Annotated in this window: 15 protein-coding genes and 1 tRNA gene; 6 read left to right on the top strand and 10 right to left on the bottom strand. The window is 42.0% G+C overall.

Going from position 1 to position 19438, the window contains the following annotated elements:
* Positions 1–15 precede the first annotated feature (15 nt).
* On the bottom strand, positions 16–1770 hold the full coding sequence (locus ACHUGF_RS17215; protein ID WP_394133072.1) for an acyl-CoA dehydrogenase family protein: 1755 nt from the start codon (positions 1768–1770) through the stop codon (positions 16–18).
* A gap of 231 nt (positions 1771–2001) precedes the next feature.
* Between ACHUGF_RS17215 and ACHUGF_RS17210 the strand changes: the two genes are divergently transcribed.
* Positions 2002–2904: a hypothetical protein gene (locus ACHUGF_RS17210; RefSeq protein WP_394133070.1), complete on the top strand. Its 903-nt coding sequence runs from the start codon at positions 2002–2004 to the stop codon at positions 2902–2904.
* A gap of 78 nt (positions 2905–2982) precedes the next feature.
* Here ACHUGF_RS17210 and ACHUGF_RS17205 read toward each other — a convergent pair.
* A tRNA-Ser gene (locus ACHUGF_RS17205) sits at positions 2983–3070 on the bottom strand.
* Positions 3071–3199: 129 nt separating this feature from the next.
* Positions 3200–3829: a YchE family NAAT transporter gene (locus tag ACHUGF_RS17200; RefSeq protein ID WP_394133068.1), complete on the bottom strand. Its 630-nt coding sequence runs from the start codon at positions 3827–3829 to the stop codon at positions 3200–3202.
* Between the two features lie 420 nt (positions 3830–4249).
* Here ACHUGF_RS17200 and ACHUGF_RS17195 point away from each other — a divergent pair, with 420 nt between their 5' ends.
* Positions 4250–4405, top strand: a complete 156-nt coding sequence (locus tag ACHUGF_RS17195) for a hypothetical protein (RefSeq protein WP_394133066.1) — start codon at positions 4250–4252, stop codon at positions 4403–4405.
* Between the two features lie 14 nt (positions 4406–4419).
* On the opposite strand, the gene ACHUGF_RS17190 is transcribed toward ACHUGF_RS17195, so the two are convergent.
* The 3 genes from ACHUGF_RS17190 to ACHUGF_RS17180 all read right to left on the bottom strand — a co-directional run bounded on the left by ACHUGF_RS17190 (position 4420) and on the right by ACHUGF_RS17180 (position 9023).
* Positions 4420–5004: a hypothetical protein gene (locus ACHUGF_RS17190; protein WP_394133064.1), complete on the bottom strand. Its 585-nt coding sequence runs from the start codon at positions 5002–5004 to the stop codon at positions 4420–4422.
* Positions 5005–5241: 237 nt separating this feature from the next.
* Positions 5242–7296 (bottom strand): dipeptidyl-peptidase 5, encoded by a 2055-nt coding sequence (locus tag ACHUGF_RS17185; RefSeq protein ID WP_394133062.1) that lies wholly within the window; start codon positions 7294–7296, stop codon positions 5242–5244.
* A 185-nt stretch (positions 7297–7481) separates the two neighbouring features.
* Positions 7482–9023: a fumarate hydratase gene (locus ACHUGF_RS17180; protein ID WP_394133137.1), complete on the bottom strand. Its 1542-nt coding sequence runs from the start codon at positions 9021–9023 to the stop codon at positions 7482–7484.
* Between the two features lie 395 nt (positions 9024–9418).
* Here ACHUGF_RS17180 and pabB point away from each other — a divergent pair, with 395 nt between their 5' ends.
* Together pabB and ACHUGF_RS17170 are read left to right on the top strand one after the other, a co-directional pair.
* A complete protein-coding gene (gene pabB, locus ACHUGF_RS17175) occupies positions 9419–10897 on the top strand; it encodes an aminodeoxychorismate synthase component I (protein ID WP_394133060.1) in 1479 nt (492 codons plus the stop codon).
* Positions 10898–11047: 150 nt separating this feature from the next.
* On the top strand, positions 11048–11590 hold the full coding sequence (locus tag ACHUGF_RS17170; RefSeq protein ID WP_394133058.1) for a DUF4287 domain-containing protein: 543 nt from the start codon (positions 11048–11050) through the stop codon (positions 11588–11590).
* Between the two features lie 29 nt (positions 11591–11619).
* Here ACHUGF_RS17170 and ACHUGF_RS17165 read toward each other — a convergent pair whose 3' ends face one another.
* The 4 genes from ACHUGF_RS17165 to ACHUGF_RS17150 all read right to left on the bottom strand — a co-directional run bounded on the left by ACHUGF_RS17165 (position 11620) and on the right by ACHUGF_RS17150 (position 17367).
* Positions 11620–11883 (bottom strand): hypothetical protein, encoded by a 264-nt coding sequence (locus ACHUGF_RS17165; protein WP_394133056.1) that lies wholly within the window; start codon positions 11881–11883, stop codon positions 11620–11622.
* Between the two features lie 426 nt (positions 11884–12309).
* Positions 12310–15423, bottom strand: a complete 3114-nt coding sequence (locus tag ACHUGF_RS17160) for an efflux RND transporter permease subunit (protein WP_394133054.1) — start codon at positions 15421–15423, stop codon at positions 12310–12312.
* Entirely contained in the window at positions 15420–16739 is a 1320-nt protein-coding gene (locus ACHUGF_RS17155) for an efflux RND transporter periplasmic adaptor subunit (RefSeq protein ID WP_394133052.1), read from the bottom strand. Before ACHUGF_RS17155 ends, ACHUGF_RS17160 begins: the two co-directional genes overlap by 4 nt.
* On the bottom strand, positions 16729–17367 hold the full coding sequence (locus ACHUGF_RS17150) for a TetR/AcrR family transcriptional regulator (RefSeq protein ID WP_394133050.1): 639 nt from the start codon (positions 17365–17367) through the stop codon (positions 16729–16731). The genes ACHUGF_RS17155 and ACHUGF_RS17150 overlap by 11 nt, the downstream gene beginning before the upstream one ends.
* Positions 17368–18460: 1093 nt before the next feature.
* Between ACHUGF_RS17150 and ACHUGF_RS17145 the strand changes: the two genes are divergently transcribed.
* Both ACHUGF_RS17145 and ACHUGF_RS17140 read left to right on the top strand, forming a co-directional pair.
* Positions 18461–18829 carry a hypothetical protein gene (locus ACHUGF_RS17145; RefSeq protein ID WP_394133049.1) on the top strand — a complete coding sequence of 123 codons (369 nt, stop codon included), beginning with the start codon at positions 18461–18463 and terminating at the stop codon, positions 18827–18829.
* A 128-nt stretch (positions 18830–18957) separates the two neighbouring features.
* Positions 18958–19278, top strand: a complete 321-nt coding sequence (locus ACHUGF_RS17140; protein ID WP_394133047.1) for a hypothetical protein — start codon at positions 18958–18960, stop codon at positions 19276–19278.
* Positions 19279–19438: the final 160 nt, after the last annotated feature.

Below are 19438 nucleotides of genomic sequence, written 5' to 3'. Positions count from 1 at the left end.
AGCAAATTTGCTTTTTTAGAACATATCTGCAGGCATCGCCATAATAGCTGCATCACCTTGATCAACTTGAGACAAGTGATAATCAGTCTTCGCTAATAGCTTGTCTAAATAGAAACGCGCGACAAAGGCTTTTTGCTCAGCAAATTGCTTATCTTCATGATTGGCAGATTTATCAGCCATCAATAACCAGTAATAACCATACAAGGCATAACCAAAGGCATCTAAGAAGTCGACTGCACACGCATTAATCAGCGCGGGTTGGCTTGTCTTGTTGTCATTGATGTAACTTGCAGTACTTAAGATCGCATTGAAACGAGATAACACAGCTTGTTTATCTGCATCAGCAGAACCCAGTAAGGCAATATCTTCAGTCACATCTGCAACAAACTCCGTTAAGGTCGCGAGATTATCACCCGTGACTTTACGCCCTAAGAAGTCTATTGCTTGAATACCGTTTGTACCTTCGTAGATTTGCGCAATACGCGTATCTCGAACTAACTGCTCAATGCCTGTTTCGCGGATATAACCATGACCACCAAATACCTGCTGGGCTAAAATAGTTGACTCTAAACCACGATCAGTTAAAAAAGCCTTCGCTACCGGCGTCATTAAGCCAACATAACGGCTTGCTTTTGCCTTAACATCATCAGCAGCAAATTTAGCTAAATCTAATTGCTTGCCAGTGAATACTGACAAAGCTCGACCAGCTTCTGTCATTGCACGGATGCTCAGTAACATGCGGCGCACATCACCATGAACAATAATTGGATCACTGTCTGCACCTGTTGGTGAGCCACCAGCCGCTAAACCTTGCATACGTTCTTTGGCATAATCGGTCGCCATTTGATAAGCCGCTTGAGCACTACCCAAACCTTGAATACCTATGGCCAAACGCTCGTAGTTCATCATAGTGAACATACATACAAGTCCGCGGTTTGGCTTACCGACTAAGAAACCTTTGGCATTGTCATAGTTCATCACACAAGTCGCAGAGGCTTTAAGCCCCATTTTGTGTTCAATAGAGCCGACTGTCACACCATTTGGTTCACCTAAACTACCATCATCGTTCACTTGTACTTTAGGCACTAAAAAAAGTGAAATACCTTTTGAATTGGGTAATTTGGCAAGTACTAAATGCACTACGTTTTCGGTTAAATCATGATCGCCACCGGTAATAAAAATCTTGGTGCCGCTAATTGCATAGCTGCCATCATCCTGTGGCACAGCTTTAGTGCGAATGGTACGCAAATCGGAACCAGACTGTGGCTCAGTCATATCCATTGCACCGGCCCATTGACCAGAATATAAATTAGGTAGATAAGTATTCTTTAATTCTTCGCTGGCATGAGCATTAATACAAAGCGCCGCACCTGCAGTTAACGAGCCATACAAAGTAAACGAGTTACATGCACTGTAGCCCATTTCATCAACCAAAATACCTAGCATTTTTGGCATGCCCATGCCACCTAGCTCAGGGTCGCCACATAAACCAACCCAACCGCCATCGGCAAATTGCTGGTAAACATCTTTAAAGCCATCTGGGGTGATCACTTTATCATCTTGATGGCTTACACCTTGTTCATCACCACTTCTATTTAAAGGGTGGATTAGATCACGGCTTATTTTGCTGGCTTCATCTAAGATAGCCAATGCCGTATCGCTATCTACCATTTCGGCAACATCAGGCAAGCTTTGCCAAGTTTTATTCGCTTCGAAAACGTCTTCTAGCAGGAACTGCATGTCTTTCAATGGAGCTTGATACGGATTCATAGCACTCTCTTAAACAAGTAATTTAAACGACTGTTTCAATTATTATCAATGCGATAACAAAAGACAAGCAATTTCTAATCAAAACTCAGTTTCACATGCATCTATAGCACTTATCTGCCAGCCTATTGAGTATTAACAGCTAAAAATCGGCAGCCTATCACCTTTTAGGGCATTTTCAGTTACACTGATAGGCATCGACTATCACATTCACACGCTAATATTGCAGTTTCTATGACAGCTTCTTTTGCACCATCAACTACAGGTTTCACATTTGAACACATCACCATTATTGGTAATGCACAAGGAGATGTGACACCTGCTGCACAGGGTTACACGATTACATTTAATGGCACCTATATTGACCACCCAAAAGTCATCAATATTTGTAACGGCCCATACGCAAAATCAGACAAAAGCTTTGTCGTCACCAATAGTCCAGATAACACTTGGTTTGAAAATCAATTGGAAGAAGTCGCAAAACAAATCGAACCGCAAATTGGCTGCTGGCCATCAACCGGTTTAGTCACGGTTATATTGATGTCGTTGCTCAGTAAACATGTCGATGTGCAGTGCATGGCACTATTACCTAGCTTAACCAGACAAACAGATATGCAGCCCAGTCAACACCTATTATGCGTGGTTCATAACTGGTTAGGAGAGCGCAGAATTGCGCTTGGATTGGCACTGACACAAGATAATATTCATTGGCCTGAGTTGTACTTGTCACCCCATATGATTGCCGAAGATGAACAACGTACTCAGGCTATGGCTGATGCCAATATGGAAATTGCAGACCCATTCGAGTTACTCCATAAAATCACTCGTAAAAGCGAAGCGCCTGCAGCAATGATGTATACCTTTCAAACATCCATTTTTAAGCAGTTGGCCAATCTCAGTAGCCACATTTGGCTCACAGCTGCCTCGACAAAAAGTATCAAGCAAGTCGAGACTATGTTTGCCCACCCACAAGCAGAAACACAAGCGAGCCCTTGGTATTTGACAGACCCGCGCATCAACTCCTGCCTTGATCCTATACGTCATCACCTCGCCTATTGTCAGCAGCTGATAGCGATTGCCAGCGCTCAAACAAACTCGCAATCTCATTCTCGTCCACACACCAATAAGCCTGAATGATAAGATTGCTCAGACTGTAAATTCAGGTGCCAGAAACAACAAAACCCCAGCATTTCTGCTAGGGTTTTGTTTTAAATTTGGCGGTGACGGAGAGATTCGAACTCTCGATACGTTGCCGTATACACACTTTCCAGGCGTGCTCCTTCAGCCACTCGGACACGTCACCGATTTCGACCTGTATTCAGATCTGGCGGGTACTTTACGCAAATGACTGAAATGGGTCAAGCAAAAACCCTTTAAACTCGCTTGTTTGCACAAATGCTATTCAGCTTTTGACATTTTTGCACTCAGTTTACTATAACAAACTTGGGAATAAGCCTTTTACACCCGCGGCAATAATCTCAATGGCAAGAGAAAGCATTAACAGCCCCATGATACGGGTGATGACATTAATACCTGTTTTACCCAACAATTTAAAAATCATTGGTGCCATTCTAAACAACATCCAACTGCAAAAACCAAATAACATCACGGTTAAGAACATGCCGATCGTGTTAGTAAAACCTTCATGCTCAGCAGCAAATACAATCACAGAACTGATTGCACCTGGTCCTGCCATTAACGGCAGTGCAAGTGGCACAACAGCAACCGAATCCATACCTGATGACTCACGGTCTTCTTCTTTGTTGCGCTTAACCTCACTGATTTTACCTTGCAGCATCGACATCGCGATAATACAAATCAAGGTGCCCCCCGCTATTCTAAAAGCGGATAACGAAATACTAAACATATTGAGAATATGCTGACCAATTAGCATGGTCACCGTTAAGATCACCACTACTGCAAAATTGGCAACTCTGTTGGTTTGCTCTCTTTCTATCTCAGTTTGGTGGCTGGTTAAGCTCACAAAAACCGGCAGTAACCCAACAGGGTTAATGATGGCAACCAAACCTAAGAAAAATTTTACAAAAAGTAAGTAATCCAATCTCGTATCCTCAAACGATAACGTCAAAATATGAAGGTCTATTAACCCTGATGCTCATAGCGATATATGCCATGTAACTTATTGAGCTTACATCAATAGTGCTCGCTCAAAAGATGCGCTACTTTAGCTTAGACATCAAACAGAGAAAAATGAGATTTTTTTGCTATTTCTGGTCACTTTGGATTAGAAAAATTTATTCATCGATCACTATAATTCAAATAATTGTCTAATTGGCTGTGACAAGCAGAAGTAAGTTAAGGTAAAATTCCTACCGATTCTGGCGTGAAAACTTGATTTTTCTGCTATAAACCCGCTTTATTTGAAATTTTATTTCACTATGAGCGACTAAAGCTTCAACGAATATAGCGATTATGGTTTGTGGTTATTTTGTTAACACTCTTTTTAGGACAAGGAATACTCATGGGAAAGCGTAACCGGATAAGTCACAAAAATGGTAATCGAAAACTCCATGCCTGTCGCCGTCGAACCGCTTATTTTCTAGGTGTGACTTCTAATCAGTCCAAAGCAAGTGCTAATTTATGTGATAGCCCGTCTGAATTGACTCGGATAAAGTAATATTCAACTTGATTTCAATACAATGCTTTAAGTTGAGTGAGTAATTGACTCACGACTAACTCTTCATCACTAGCCAATTGCTTAACCGCTTTAATGGATGACCAAATCACTTCTTGTTGTCGATCCCACGTGTAACGCGGGGCTGATTTATAGCTTTTCTTTCGATTAGCTCTGAACAGCATAATGTTCAAGTTATCAGGGTGAATAGCATCAATGCCATGTTCAGCAATACTATTGGCGTGGTCTACATCGAATAAATTACTAAATTGCGCGATACAAGAAAGTGAACTGGAAATCCGCCAAAACTCATCATAACGGAATTTGTCGTAAGCATTTAAGCGTTGTTCGCCCTGTGTTTCGATTGCGGCACGGTTAACGTAGTCGACATCGTCTATCGCCACATCGGATGTTAACGGGATATCAGGAAAATGCTTGCTGATCCAGTTTGTCATTATCCTGACTTCACGACTATCACCAAGTAATTTAATTCTGTCTACTTGTTGATATTGATGTTTATAGCTTCTTTGATAAGCGGCATAACACAGCGAAATTGAGCCATCAAAGTCGGCAGAATTTAGCAGTTGATTAAAGGTTGTCATTCAATTCACTCTTTTAATAACCATGTATGGTTGGTTAGATAAAACACCTTGTCCCATACTAGCGTTTACATACTGTGCTTACTGTTCTTATGGTGACATTCAACTCGTTTTAAAAGTGAACAATTTGGTGGGATAGATAATTATGAACGGCTTGACGATTTCGAAAAAAAAAACGCATACACTTTTCAATGTATGCGCTTTATTTTTACAAGTTTGATTAACCCATCAATGAGGTTGTTAGTCTTCAGCAGTCCAACGGTCCATCCAGCCTAGTACGTTTTTATACCATTGCTGCAGGTTATCTTGATTCAAGATCCAGTGATTTTCATCAGGGAACATTAATAGCTCTGAAGGAATATCGTTACGCTGCATGTAAGTGAATGCGGCTAAACCTTGACCATAAGGTACTCGGAAGTCTTTTTCACCATGGATAACCAACATTGGCGTTTGCCAGTTTTCTACATAGTTAACTGGGTTGAACTTCTCAAATAGCTCTTTGTTGTCTTCATAAGTTCCACCGAATTCAAACTCTGGGAACCATAATTCTTCAGTCACATAGTACATAGAGCGCATATCAAACAAACCGGCATGGTTAACTAAACACTTGAAACCATCATTCCATTTACCTTGGAACCAGTTCATCATGTAGCCACCGTAAGAACCACCTAATGCACATGCATTATCGGCATCTAACCAAGATTGCTGTTTAGTCACAGCATCCATACCTTTTTGTAAATCAACTAATGGCTTGCCACCCCAATCTTTGCTGATTGAGTCAGTGAATGCTTGCCCATATCCAGTTGAACCGTGGAAATCGACCATGACCACGCCGTAACCCGCTCCCGCCCACAACTGAGCGTTCCAACGACCACTGAACGAGTTGCCAAATGAACCTTGTGGACCACCATGAACTAAGTAGGCAATCGGATATTTTTTACCTTCTTCATAGTTAACAGGCTTAATCCAGTAACCATGCACGGTTTCATCATTCCAGCCTTTAAAGTTAAACTGCTCAAATTCACCAAACTTAATGTTTGCCAGTTTCGCTTCATTCACATTGGTAACACGCGATAAACGCTCACCTTCGTGGTTCACTGTGTAAACATCACCTGGTTCAACTAGGGTTTTGTGGCTAAAGACCAGCTTGTCTTCAGTAATCGCAATTAAGTTGTTGCTACCATAGTTGTAAATTGGGCGAACATCACCAAACTGCGTGTTCACTTCAAAGATACTAACCTGACCCACATCTTGAGCGGTCACATAAAGCTTACGACCATCAGCACTAAATTGCAGTGAGTGTGGGCTTCTATCCCACAATGGCGCGACTTCTTTTTCTTGGCCAGTCACATTATCACGTAACATGATACGGAAACGGTCAGCTTCAAAGCCAGGACGCGTCATTGCTAGGTAAGCCATAAAGCGGCCATCAGATGAGAATGTTGGGTGAGCATCCCATGCTTTGTTTGCTTCAGTTAAGTTAACCGTTTCACCACCCGCTACAGGCACTTGCCAAAGGTCGTAGTTAGTTGTCCATGCTTGATCTTTACTTGGCGCTTTTGCGGTATAGACAATGTGCTTACCATCTGGTGTAAATGTCACTTCTTCCATACCCGAAAACGGCTTAGGCGGCGTTTCAGTGTCACGGCCAGCGGTAACATTCACCGCATCTTTAATCAGCTTGCCATCAAGTTTTGCCACAAATAAATGATTACGGGCATGATCTTCCCAAGTATCCCAATGACGCACCATTAACTGCTTGTACTCGCGTCCTGAAGTTTTGCTTTCAGCGAGTGCTTGTTGCTTATCCACTGTACACGCAAGGTCTTTACAGTCAGGTGAAACGCGCATGGTCATCACAACTTGCGAACCATCTGCAGATAATTTGTAGCCGTTAACGTCTAATGGTAAGTCAGAAACCGCCATGGCTTCGCCGCCAGTAAGCGACAAATTATAGAGTTGACTAGAGCCATTACGTGCAGCTAAGAAATAAATCGACTTGTTATCAGGCGCAAAGGCGACATCATGCTCAGTGCCTTTGGCAGAGGTAATTTGCTTTGGCGCCGCGTTGGCATTGGTTAAATCAAGGCTATATAAGTCAGAGCTTGACTCGCCTTGTTCATCAATGACTTTAACGCCATATACCAGCGTTTTGCCATCATGTGATACAGCCGTTGAGTGCAGCTTGTTAAGATTGACTAAATGTTGAACCGTAAATGGCTCTGGCGTCGCCGCGATAGCAGTACTGAGCATACCAGAGGCTGCTAGCGCGACTAAAAGAGAGGATTTTTTCATTGTTATGGTTTCTCTGTTAAAAATGGCAACTAATACGGTGCTTAAAGCATCATAAAATACATATTCATGTTTAAGCGGCAGGTATTAGTAGAAAAATGCAGTTTGCAGACTAACGAATGCAAAACGCTCAAGCAACTGCTTTTTGTAAGCAATTCCTCAAGCGTTCTTCACACGTCCATACGCAACTATTTTTTAGCGTTTTCGATGTTCACTTTCCACACCGCTGGGCCAGTATCATGGGCATTAACACCTTGGCTGTCTACCGCAACCGTTACCGGCATATCTTGTACTTCAAACTCGTAAATGGCTTCCATTCCTAAGTCTTCAAAAGCCACCACTCTCGACTTTTTAATCGCCTTAGACACTAGGTAAGCTGCACCACCTACGGCCATCAAATAAACCGCTTTATGCTGCTTAATGGATTCTACCGTTTGCGGACCACGCTCAGATTTACCAATCATGCCCATTAAACCGGTTTTCTCGAGCATTAAATCGGTAAACTTGTCCATGCGCGTAGCTGTTGTCGGGCCTGCAGGGCCAACAACTTCATCACCAACAGGGTCTACTGGGCCGACGTAGTAAATGAACTTACCAGTGAAATCAACACCATCAGGTAAACCTTCACCTGATTCAATCAGAGTTTGAATACGCTTATGCGCAGCATCACGACCCGTTAGCATTTTGCCGTTGAGTAATAATGTGTCACCACTTTTCCACTTTTCGATCTCAGCTTGAGTCACATTATCTAAATCAACTCTGTGGGTGTTCTCACCTGCTTCACGAGTGATTTCAGGCCAATCTTCCAGTGAAGGTGGTGATAAGTCAGCTGGGCCAGTACCATCTAAATGGAAATGAACATGGCGCGTTGCTGCACAATTAGGGATCATTACCACAGGCTTAGAAGCGGCATGGGTTGGCGCTGACTTAATTTTAATGTCCAGTACCGTTGTTAACCCGCCTAAACCTTGTGCGCCAATACCTAAATCATTCGCTCGATTGAAGATTTCTAAACGCAGCTTTTCTTCAGTTGTTTCTGGACCTCGTTCAATTAGCTCATGAATATCAATAGGATCCATTAATGATTCTTTCGCCATGACAGCGGCTTTTTCAGCTGTACCGCCAATGCCTATGCCAAGCATACCCGGAGGACACCAACCTGCACCCATTGTTGGCAGTGTTTTCTCAACCCAAGCTGCAATATCATCAGACGGGTTTAACATCACCATTTTAGACTTGTTTTCAGACCCGCCGCCTTTCGCTGCAATCATGACTTCTACCTGATTGCCAGCCACCATATCGATGTGGACTACCGAGGGCGTGTTATCACGAGTATTTTTACGGGTACCGGCTGGGTCTGCAACAATTGATGCACGCAGCGGGTTATCTGGATTGGTATAAGCACGGCGAACGCCTTCATCTACCATTTGCTGTACTGTCATGTCAGTCTTGTCCCACTGAACATCCATCCCTACTTTTACAAATGTAGTGACAATGCCAGTGTCTTGACATAAAGGACGTTTACCTTCAGCAGACATGCGTGAATTAATTAAGATTTGAGCTATGGCATCTTTCGCGGCTGGGCTTTGCTCACGTTGATACGCTTCATGCATCGCATCAACAAAATCTTTTGGGTGATAATAAGAAATATATTGTAATGAATCGGCAATGCTCTCAATAAAATCGGCTTGCTTGATTACTACAGATTGAGAAGGGTTGTCACTATTCATAGACATATAGGGGCGCTCCTGCAGCCTGTTTGGCTTTGATTATATATTTTTTTGTGAGGGTCTGTTTATCTTTGCTGATTAGAATTTGTTCGAATTAAAAGCACTTTAATCGCGGCGTGAGCGATGACGTTTAGTAACCTAAACAAATTCGCTTATAACAATGAGTAAAGTACTTTTAAACGAACCTTACAGGCAGCACTTGTTGTCATTACTACGGCGTTAACGACTTATTATGTGGAATAACCACACATCAAAGTCGCGGCCTTGTATAAATTTCCAACAAGTCGCTGCAAAAATAATCCTGAAAGATGACCAGACCCTAATCCTTTTATGGCCAGTATGATACTCTTTCCATCCATTTTGGGCTACTCCACTTTTATACATAAGGGCAAAAGATGTTATCGCGCTTAAACCACGCACTCGCCATAAAAGCACTCGACTGGAAAATTGATAGTAAAGCGTTATTTAGCCATTTTGCGCACACGCCTTGGGCAATACTATTAGATTCAGCCCATGCCGAACATGAAGATGCTCAGTTTGATATTATCGCGTTTAACCCTATTGCCACGTTAACGGCACAAAATGAGCACGTTTGTTTTCAAAGTAAACAAGCACAAACTGACAAACTGACTATTGAGCTTACTGAACTGCTCAACACTCAAACCCAAGCATTAGATGCGTTGAACATCGCCCAGCAAGCGCTTTACCCCACAGCATATGAATGCCAGCTGCCTTTCAGCGCGGGGGCACTAGGCAGTTTTAGTTATGATCTTGGCCGGCAACTTGAAACCATTAACTCCGTGGCGAGTGATGATATTAACTTGCCACAATTGAATATTGGTTTTTATGACTTTGTATTAGTGTTCGATTATCAGCAAGATTGCTGGTATGCCTGTCATTACTTAGGCCAGCAAGCCCTAGATGAGCAACTTGAAGCGTTGCGAGGTATCATCAAAACATTACACTCATCAGTAAACTCTCATTCACCAACAGGCTCGCTTGGTATTTTTGCGAACGCGAGTCAACGCGATAATGCCTTCAAGTTAACCCGTGATTGGCATACCCAAATCACTAAAGACAGTTACCTTGAAAAATTTGAACAAGTGCAAGCGTATTTACTCAGCGGCGATTGTTATCAAATCAATTTAACCCAAAGATTTGAAGCGCCATATCAAGGTGATGAATGGCAAGCTTATTGCCAATTATCACAGGCAAACAAGGCCCCATTCTCAGCGTTTATGCGTCTTGAGAATAATTGCATTTTATCGATTTCACCCGAGCGTTTTATACAAAAGCGTGCAACGCAAGTTCAAACCAAGCCCATCAAAGGCACATTACCCCGTAGTAACGACCCTCAAACCGATAAAGCATTAGCAAAACAATTACAGCATTCAGAAAAAGACCGCGCCGAAAACTTAATGATTGTTGACTTATTACGTAACGATATCGGCCGAATAGCCGCACCAGGCAGTGTAAAAGTACCTAAGTTATTTGATATAGAAAGCTTTCCTGCTGTTCATCACTTAGTCAGCACTATCACGGCCACATTAGATAAGCAATTCAATGCCGTAGATGTATTAAAAGCCACATTCCCAGGCGGATCGATTACTGGCGCACCTAAAATTCGTGCCATGGAAATTATTGAGGAATTAGAACCCTCACGACGCAGCATTTATTGCGGCAGCATTGGCTATATCAGTCAAGACGGCAACATGGATACCAGTATCACCATTCGTACCCTCGCGACGGATAATCAAAAAATATATTGCTGGGCTGGCGGTGGTATCGTGGCTGATTCAATCGGTGAGGCTGAGTATCAAGAGTCATTTGATAAGGTCAGTAAAATATTGCCTGTATTGTCACAACAGCCTTGAGTGGGTAAACAGCCTTGAGCGATATAAACAGCCCTGCGCGATATAAACAGCCACGAACGGTTACCAACCTTAATTAAGCATCACACCATCCAATTGGCACATTTTATAAAATGCTGTTTATACTTATTTTAATTAAGAACTGGAGGCGCTATGGATAAAGCATTACAGACCATGATTGACAATATGCCCGAGAAAACAGGCAAAGCACTACCTGAATGGCTGGCATTATTATCAACTCAGCAATTTGAAAAACATTCTCAGGCAGTCAACTTTTTAAAATCTGAACACGGTGTTAGCCATGGCTTTGCCAATACCATAGTGACCCTATCTAAAAACGACAATGCTTCCGAACAAGATCTCGTGTCAGCACAATATCAAGGTAAAGAAAATTTATTGCCGATTTATCAGCGACTACATGAAATCATCAGTGAGTTTGGTCGTGATGTGACTGTCACGCCAAAAAAGACCAGTGTCAGTTTCATTCGTAAAAGGCAGTTTGCCCTCGTTAAACCGGCTACTAAAACAAGAATAGACTTAGGCTTAAAGCTTAAGGATGTAGAGATACAGGGGAAATTAGAAGGCTCTGGCCCATTTGGCACCATGTGTACCCATCGAATACAGCTAAAGCAAATAACTGATATCGATGATGAAGTCTGCCAATGGCTAAGTAAGGCTTATGATATGTCAGTGTAAAACCCAATCAATAGTGGTAGGGCTAATCGCTATGATGTTTTTTCGCTATCTATCTCGGGTTGCTTCACTAAATGCCCCATAAATTCTGACAAACCTACGTGTTTACGAATGCGTTCAGCCCATAGGCCCCCCGCTAAAAACCCGAGTAATGCAAAACTGGGCAGCGCGAACTCACCTATTGAGCCACTGGAATTGACATGAACGAAAAAACCTATGAAAACACCAATCAAGGTTGGCGAAAATGCCACAGCTAACCAAAGCATGACTTGGATTAATATCCCGAAAACTTTCATCTAACTCCTGAAATAAGGTTTACCTAAAAGCCAAACCTTTCCTTTTTATTGTTATTTCTTACTTGCTTTGGACCAACTTTATCCGCGAGTACTACTCATCAATAAAGCAATACTTTACATTTACTGGCTAAGCCAAACAGCTAGCCGTAACGATTAAACATCACTGTAAATATAAGTACTTAGAATATGTTCAGTATCGTTTTTGGATGAAATTTAAGCTGAATCATTTAAAAAGCGTCAATAATTTAATCGATTTCACATAATTTTACTAGCACAAAAGTTTTACATATAGGTTGAGCCTATAAGCAGAGTCATTTATTAAGGCAACCTGACTAGTATTAAAAGATATTTATTTCAGAGCATAAAAATGCCGAATGAATATTAATTCACTCGGCATTTTTGCGTGAGTATAATGATTACGATTTGCTAAATCCTAGCGTGCTGACGCACTTTGCCAAAGTCAGCCAAAATGGCATAGGCACATGGAATGATAAATAACACCAACAATGTTGAAGCAAAAATGCCAAACACTATCGATACCACTAACGGCTGGACGACTTGTGCTTGTAAACTTGTCTCAAGCAGTAATGGTAACAGGCCTGCTGCAGTCGTTAACGAAGTTAAAAAGACCGCCCTAAACCGCTCACGACTGGCACTCACTACCGCCTGCTGTACATCTTCACCCAGTTCAACATGATGGCGAATATACTGCACCAGTAGAATCGAGTCGTTCACCACAATACCTGCCAATGAAATAAAACCCATTACCGACGGCATCGACATATTGTGACCTAGCAAGAAATGCCCCCATAACACACCAATTAATGATAATGGGATAGCTAACATCACAATCAAGGGTTCTAAATAACTTCTAAATTGGAAACTTAAAATGGCAAATAAGCCAAATAAACCAATAATAAAGCCTTTCATCAAAGAGTCTGCGGTTTTAGAAGTTTCTTTGGCGCTACCTTCAAAATCTACCCGAATATCTGGAAACTGCGCTTTGATTAGCGGCACCCATTCTTGACGAATTTTGGCGTTAGTTTCTGTACTATTGGCGATGCGATTATCCACATCAGCCATTACCGTAATGGTGCGCAAGCCATCAATTCGCTGAATGCGCACATATGAACGTTGAAATTCAAGGTTTGCCACAGCCGACAAAGGTAATTGGCTACCATCACTGAGCATAATGGGAAAATTAGCCAGAGCTTGTAAGTCCCCTGCTTGCTGTTTGTTTAACCGAACATCAATTTCAATATTTTCTGGTCCCACCTGGATTTCATCCGCGGTTTGGCCAAAGTAAGCACTGCGAAGTTGTGTCGCCACCATTTGACCATCAATACCAAAGCTTTCCGCTCCCGGCCTTAAACTGACTTTGACCTCTTCTTTACCCGGTCGCATGTCATCCATGATGCCATTGATCCCAGAAAATTGGCTTAAGTAATCTTGCAATGACACCGACGCTTGCTTTAGCTGACTTAAGTCATCCCCCTGTAATCTCAGCTCAATATCTCGACCAGCCGGTCCCATTGATGGCTGCTTAAATACCACGGCAATGGGCTCGACCATTTCGCCACTCGCCTGACGCCAAGCATGTAAAAAGTTTTCTATTTCAGTATTTCGTGTCTCAGCTGATAACAAGTCTAAGCGCACTGTTGCCACGTGAGGACCTGACTCTCCTGCATCAGCATTAAAATTAAACTGTGCAGTCATATCCCGTATAAGCGGCTCAGGTTCATTGTTATCTTGCGTATAACGTTCACCAGCTATTTTTGCCTGTGCAAGCACATGATCAACCACCGCTTGAGTTTGCGACAAGGTTGAGCCTGGTGGAAGTAAAATACGCGCTTCAGCTATATCGCCATCTAATTCTGGAAATGGCACAAACTTCAAGGCACCACCGGCTAATAGCGAAAAGGATAAAAACAGGACACCAAGGGTAATACCCACACTGGCATAGCGCCACTTCACCACATGGGTGACGGCAGTGACTAGTTGATTATCTCTAAAGCGTTCAAACTCAGCTAAAAAACGCAATTTAAAGCGTAAAAAAGGATTAGATTGCCCTTGTTGCTGCTTTTCATGTTTAAGCGAATGGTTCAAATGATTAGGCAAAATGATAAAGGCTTCTATCAAGCTAATAGATAGCACCATTATCAATACCACAGGGATTTGCGACAATACGGCGCCCATTTGGCCATCAAGACCTAATAAACTGCTAAAGATGAGCACCGTCGTGATAAATGATGAAATCACCCCAGGCGCCACTTTTTTCACCCCTTGTATCACCGCATCTTCAATATCTAACCCTTTATCAACATGAGAAGCAATCGACTCGGATATGACAATGGCATCATCCATCATGATACCGATAGCCATCAGTAATCCCACTAAACTCATGATATTGATAGATACACCAAGCACACTCATTAAATAAAGGCCACCAAGAAATGCCACAGGTAAGCCTGCTGCAACCCAAAATGAGTACCGTAAAGAAAAAAACAGCCACATACTGAAGAACACTAGGATAATCCCTTGCCAACCATTGGTTAGCATCATATCCAGTCGGTCTTTTAGCAAAGATGACAAATCGTTGGTTAAGGTGAGAGTAATGCCATCAGGTGCAATCAAACGCTCCTTCTCAATAAAGTCATTCACCTGCTGCTTAATGGTCAGCGCATCGTCAGCTTTGTTTTTCTGGATTTTAATGATGGCCGCAGGTTTGCCATTGAACATCACGTGCTCTTCATCTAAATCAAAGCGATCGGTTATGGTGGCAATATCGCCTAGGCGAACCACACTACCGTCATTTTGCGAGGCAACGATTAATTGTGACAAAGAGCTCGGGGTGATCTTGCGTTCATCAAATCGGATTAATAAGTTTTTATCGGCAAGCTCTATGTTACCTGCTGGCATTTTTACATTTTGTCTACCCACAATATCGGCAATATCAGCAGCTGATAAGCCTAAACGACGCATATCAACTTCATTCAGTTCAACGCGGATCTGGTGATCAGAAAACCCTGAGATACTCACCAGTTTGATGCCACCATCGATTTTTAGTCGACGCTTTAAATCTTCAGCATAATATTTAAGGTCTGGCCAACTGGTCTGCGCCTCAATTGCAATATCAACAACCGGCTCAGCCCAATCTAGTTCCTTAACAATCGGCGATTCAATTTGTGCAGGGAAGTTTTTCACGGCATTGATTTGGGTTTGTACATCAATCAACATACGACCCATATCTGCATCGTCTTCAAGCTTAATGCTCATATTAGCAATGCCTTCTTGGGCATCACACTTCACTTCAACAATGTTAGATAATCCATCAACCGCATCTTCCATACTCAAACAAATGCTTTCTTCCACCTCAACAGGTGACGCACCAGGATACACTACGGAGGCTGTGATATAAGGCGGTGCAAACTCGGGAAAGGTCTCACGCTTAATTGAGCCGACATTCAGCAAACCTACTAACAAAAATGTCAGCATAATCAGGTTGGCAAGTGTGGGATGCTTTGTTACATATGCTATCACTGGCTGACTCCTGAATTATCTTGAGCCGCTTGTTCAAGCCTTAGCGCCATACCATCAATCGCAGGAATAAGATCATTAATAATTACCCTATCACCAGCAATAATATCACCACTGACAGCAACGCCATCCTCATGGCGAAATAACACATCAACAGGCACTATCTTAAGTTTATTGTCACCATCCATGACATATAACTGCTCGCTGTGAAGTGCTCTTTCTGGCACGGAAAACTGCTCAGTTTGATGACCATGAATGAGTGCTTTAACAAACATGCCATTAGTTAACGGCGGGCGAGTTAAAATATCTAACTGTGTAAAATCTTGCTCAACTTCTAAGAAGACCCCAATTGTGCCTTGGTTTGGGTTCACCGTCTCAGCCACACGTGTCACTTTCGCTGGCCACTCAAAACGGTTACTGCCAGCACTAAAAATGATACTTGCGTTTAGGTCAAACAATTCAATCGACGGCATATTCTGCTCATCTTTAGCCATATAGCTCAGCGACTGCACTAATTTACGCATATCTTGAATTGACAATTCAGCTTTGATTTCTGCAGTACCTAATTGATGGGCTATCAACATCACTTCACCATTTGCCACAACTTGGTTTTGCTCAATATTGACGTCAGATAACCTAGCATTAAAAGGTAAGATAATTTGGGTTTGATCTAACCTACGTTCGGCATCCTTTAACTGTGCTATATCCACTTGCTTTTGCGCCAAGGTCACATTGCGGTCATCAGGTAATACCTTGAGCGAATTTTGTAAGTCTTCCACCACATTGGTTTGCGCTAACAACGTTTGCTTCTGGCTTTCTAAGTCAGAGCTAGACACAAGGTTTTGTTTTTTAAGGGTTAGCTTACGTTGATATTCTTGCTCTGACAGTTCTAGTTTCTGTTGTTCTATCTCAAGGCTGCGCTGCAAGCTGCTTTCTTGTTGATCTAATTTCACTAACTGAGCTTCAGTTGAATTTAAACTGGCTTGTGCTTGCGCCAATTTTAACTCGTACTCCAAAGGGTCAATACTGAGCAGCAAAGTACCTTGTGGCAAAATACGACCTGTTTCCAATTGTGGATGACGATAAATCACTTCACCGGATACTTCGGCTAAGGCTTGCCATACATGTTTAGGCGACACACGACCAAAACCTTGAATAGTGGGAGAAGCCGGCTTGGGTTGTAGTGTGAGCACCTCGACTAAGCGCGCATTATTATATTCCGCCACCAATTTTGGTGAGGGTTTGAGTACAATCGCCAAAATTAAAATCAAAACACCCGCAGCAATACCTGGGATAACGAGGCGTTTTTTAGTGTTCATGAATAGCATCCTTTTTGAGTAACCCACGTTGAAGCAGGTTGATATTTTGCTGAGCAAGTTGTGTAAAAAATTCGGGAGTAAGTTTTAGGCCCATTCGTTCAGTGACATGTTGCGGCACTAGGAATGGAAAAATCATCAATGACATAAAGCTCAACTGTGCACTTTTAGCATCTACGTCATCACGTAACACACCTTGTTGCTTGAGCTTGTCAAAGAAAAACATATTGGGTTCTTGATGGATAAAGTTGAAAATGGCTGCTGTATCCGGAAATTCATCTCCTGAATGCTGCATATTTAAAATGCGGTACATTAATCTAGGGAATTGTGGGTTCTTGGCCATGACCTGATAATAGGTACTTAATAACTTTGCTGGAGATTGTGCTTGCGGCATTTTATGCACAGCATTGAGCTGATCAATCACGGGTTGAGCTGTTTCTTTGATCATACTGACAAACAATTGATCTTTAGCACCAAAGTAATATCGGATCAGCCCAGGATCTGTACCTGCTAATCGCGCAATTTGCCGTAAAGTCACTTGTGAATAATCATTGTCGATAAATAAGGTACGCGCCGCATTAATTAATTTGGCACGATTATCCGTTTCACCGACAGGTCTTCCTACAGACATCTCGCCCCCTAAATGTCTAATTCCTCACCTGTAGAATTATTTTAGTTCATGGCAGAGTTGGATGGCACAGAAATAATTCCTCTTATGTGAGTTAAAACAGAATTATCTTTGTTTTGGCCCATTGGGCTGCTGAACAACGATAATCAAAAAGGTTGTGATTATTGTTTTTTTGAAGCCTATACACCAGACTTCGTTTGTCGTTTGTATACGGATAAAAAGTCGTGGGTTTTCAACCCACACCCGAGCAAGAGGGTATCAACAGCTATACCCTCTTGCATCTCCCAGCCGCCCATCGCGAAATTTTCTGGGAAGCGAAAGATTTCCATATGGGATTTATCCAGCTTCTGACTTCATTTGTAGGCTGCTTCGGTCTTATTCTAAAATGCTAACGCTTCCGTCGGGCCATCCATGGCCCCCGAAAGCTAGACTGACATCCATGTCAGCCTCACGTCATTTTCTCTGCGACCTCAATTTAATGAGAACATTCAAATAAACATCAGAACAGTTCAAATGCGTCTGCGGGCTATTTCTTCTCCGTTTGAAGTGTCCTGAAACTTTCTTAAATTGTTGAGGGATTAACACTTCAATGGAGCGCTGAAGGGTTAATTCTTTTCAATATAAAGGTGGGGACAAGCACTGTCCTCCTTGACTCTGGTGTGGGCGAAGCGCCACGACTTGAAATCAGAAAATATATGGTTTAGTAAAGCACCACGACGTTAATCAATATTGATAAGAACTTGAATACAACTAGCCCATCAATACTGTCTATTTACACAGTTATAATTAAATATAGATTTTTTGCCCTTTTTACTTCTCGTTATGTAAAACGAAAAATTCTCGGTTTGCTTTATGAAACAATGTTATATCACTGATAATTAAGGGGTTAGTTCTTAGGGCTATTTACATAACGAGCCAAAAAATGGCTCGATTAACTAAAGTCTCGATTTCTCCCATCCCAATGGGTAATTGAACAGGCTAATAAAGGCTGATAAGTTACTAAAATTATTAATTAAAAAGCGCAAGGCGAAATGGACTTTAAGCCAAATGTTAATGGTTTAAACCGGAATTCTCGCTAATACGCTGTTATACATAAATGAAAATATTCGCGTTTATCATCTATATTTTGCTCTCCAAATTAAGTTTTGCTAGTGAGAGCATCACTTTCAGTGAGCAAATTGCTAGCGACTATGCCCGAACATCTATAGAGGAATGGTCTTTCGTTTCAGGTTACAAAATTGAACCTGATAAGTTGCTGGTTGAACCAACAATTCTTAAAGGCGTGGATCAAACTGGTAGCAAAATTGTGATGGTTCTATTTCCATCGAGCAAAGGCTCTTATCAAGTTACTTTTACTGTAAACAAAGACGGTTACTTGGACAAACAAGGTGTAGGCGCATGGATTTACACTATCTCGGAAATTAAAGAACAATTCGAACAGCAACCATTTGTACCTGAGGCGTAAATTATGTATAACAAGCTAATAAATAAGGACAAAAAACAGTTTGCTGTTTTCGTTCCTCAACATTTTAGCAAACTATTTTTTGCCCATTATTAGGGCGTTATACCCCACAAGTGGAGTTTAAATTAACAATGGAAGTTAATGAGCAATACAGTCAGGAAGCAAGAATACAATTAGACTTCTATTCCTTTATGGCTGTTGCGATATGGGTATGCTTTGGTGTTGCTATTACGTCAACTTTAGCAATGCATTTAGTTGTCACCACAACGGCAACCTCGACAGAGGTTGAATCATCAATGTTTCTGTTCTCCTCCGCAGTGTATGGTTTTTTAGGATTCCTTTTTTCACTTTTTGGCTCTGCTGGCATATATCCCTTTTACAAATTTTGGTGTGGTAAAAAAAGAGGCCAACGTGTTACTGGGCGCTTTGCCTTTATCAATCGCGGTGTATAACAAGCTGCTAAATCCAGATTCACTAAGGCTGTCATGCCATTTGCTGAGCAAATGGCCCGCCAGCACTTGGTTCACTTATTAGCAGGGCTACATGGACTCCCCTTTGTCAAGCAATAGTAATCTACAACAACAGTGGATCTGACAGAAGCTCTACATTCGG

It is taken from the genome of Shewanella maritima (genome assembly GCF_043643735.1).
Lineage (GTDB): Bacteria > Pseudomonadota > Gammaproteobacteria > Enterobacterales > Shewanellaceae > Shewanella > Shewanella maritima_A.
This window is presented reverse-complemented; position numbering and strand designations above follow the sequence as displayed.

Coding starts and splice junctions, on each gene's coding strand:
- ACHUGF_RS17140 (WP_394133047.1), top strand. CDS start 18,958: ATGGAAGTTAATGAGCAATACAGTCAGGAAGCAAGAATACAATTAGAC.
- ACHUGF_RS17210 (WP_394133070.1), top strand. CDS start 2,002: ATGACAGCTTCTTTTGCACCATCAACTACAGGTTTCACATTTGAACAC.
- ACHUGF_RS17165 (WP_394133056.1), bottom strand. CDS start 11,883: ATGAAAGTTTTCGGGATATTAATCCAAGTCATGCTTTGGTTAGCTGTG.
- ACHUGF_RS17170 (WP_394133058.1), top strand. CDS start 11,048: ATGGATAAAGCATTACAGACCATGATTGACAATATGCCCGAGAAAACA.
- ACHUGF_RS17145 (WP_394133049.1), top strand. CDS start 18,461: ATGAAAATATTCGCGTTTATCATCTATATTTTGCTCTCCAAATTAAGT.
- ACHUGF_RS17185 (WP_394133062.1), bottom strand. CDS start 7,296: ATGAAAAAATCCTCTCTTTTAGTCGCGCTAGCAGCCTCTGGTATGCTC.
- ACHUGF_RS17215 (WP_394133072.1), bottom strand. CDS start 1,770: ATGAATCCGTATCAAGCTCCATTGAAAGACATGCAGTTCCTGCTAGAA.
- ACHUGF_RS17195 (WP_394133066.1), top strand. CDS start 4,250: ATGGGAAAGCGTAACCGGATAAGTCACAAAAATGGTAATCGAAAACTC.
- ACHUGF_RS17180 (WP_394133137.1), bottom strand. CDS start 9,023: ATGAATAGTGACAACCCTTCTCAATCTGTAGTAATCAAGCAAGCCGAT.
- pabB (WP_394133060.1), top strand. CDS start 9,419: ATGTTATCGCGCTTAAACCACGCACTCGCCATAAAAGCACTCGACTGG.
- ACHUGF_RS17190 (WP_394133064.1), bottom strand. CDS start 5,004: ATGACAACCTTTAATCAACTGCTAAATTCTGCCGACTTTGATGGCTCA.
- ACHUGF_RS17150 (WP_394133050.1), bottom strand. CDS start 17,367: ATGTCTGTAGGAAGACCTGTCGGTGAAACGGATAATCGTGCCAAATTA.
- ACHUGF_RS17155 (WP_394133052.1), bottom strand. CDS start 16,739: ATGAACACTAAAAAACGCCTCGTTATCCCAGGTATTGCTGCGGGTGTT.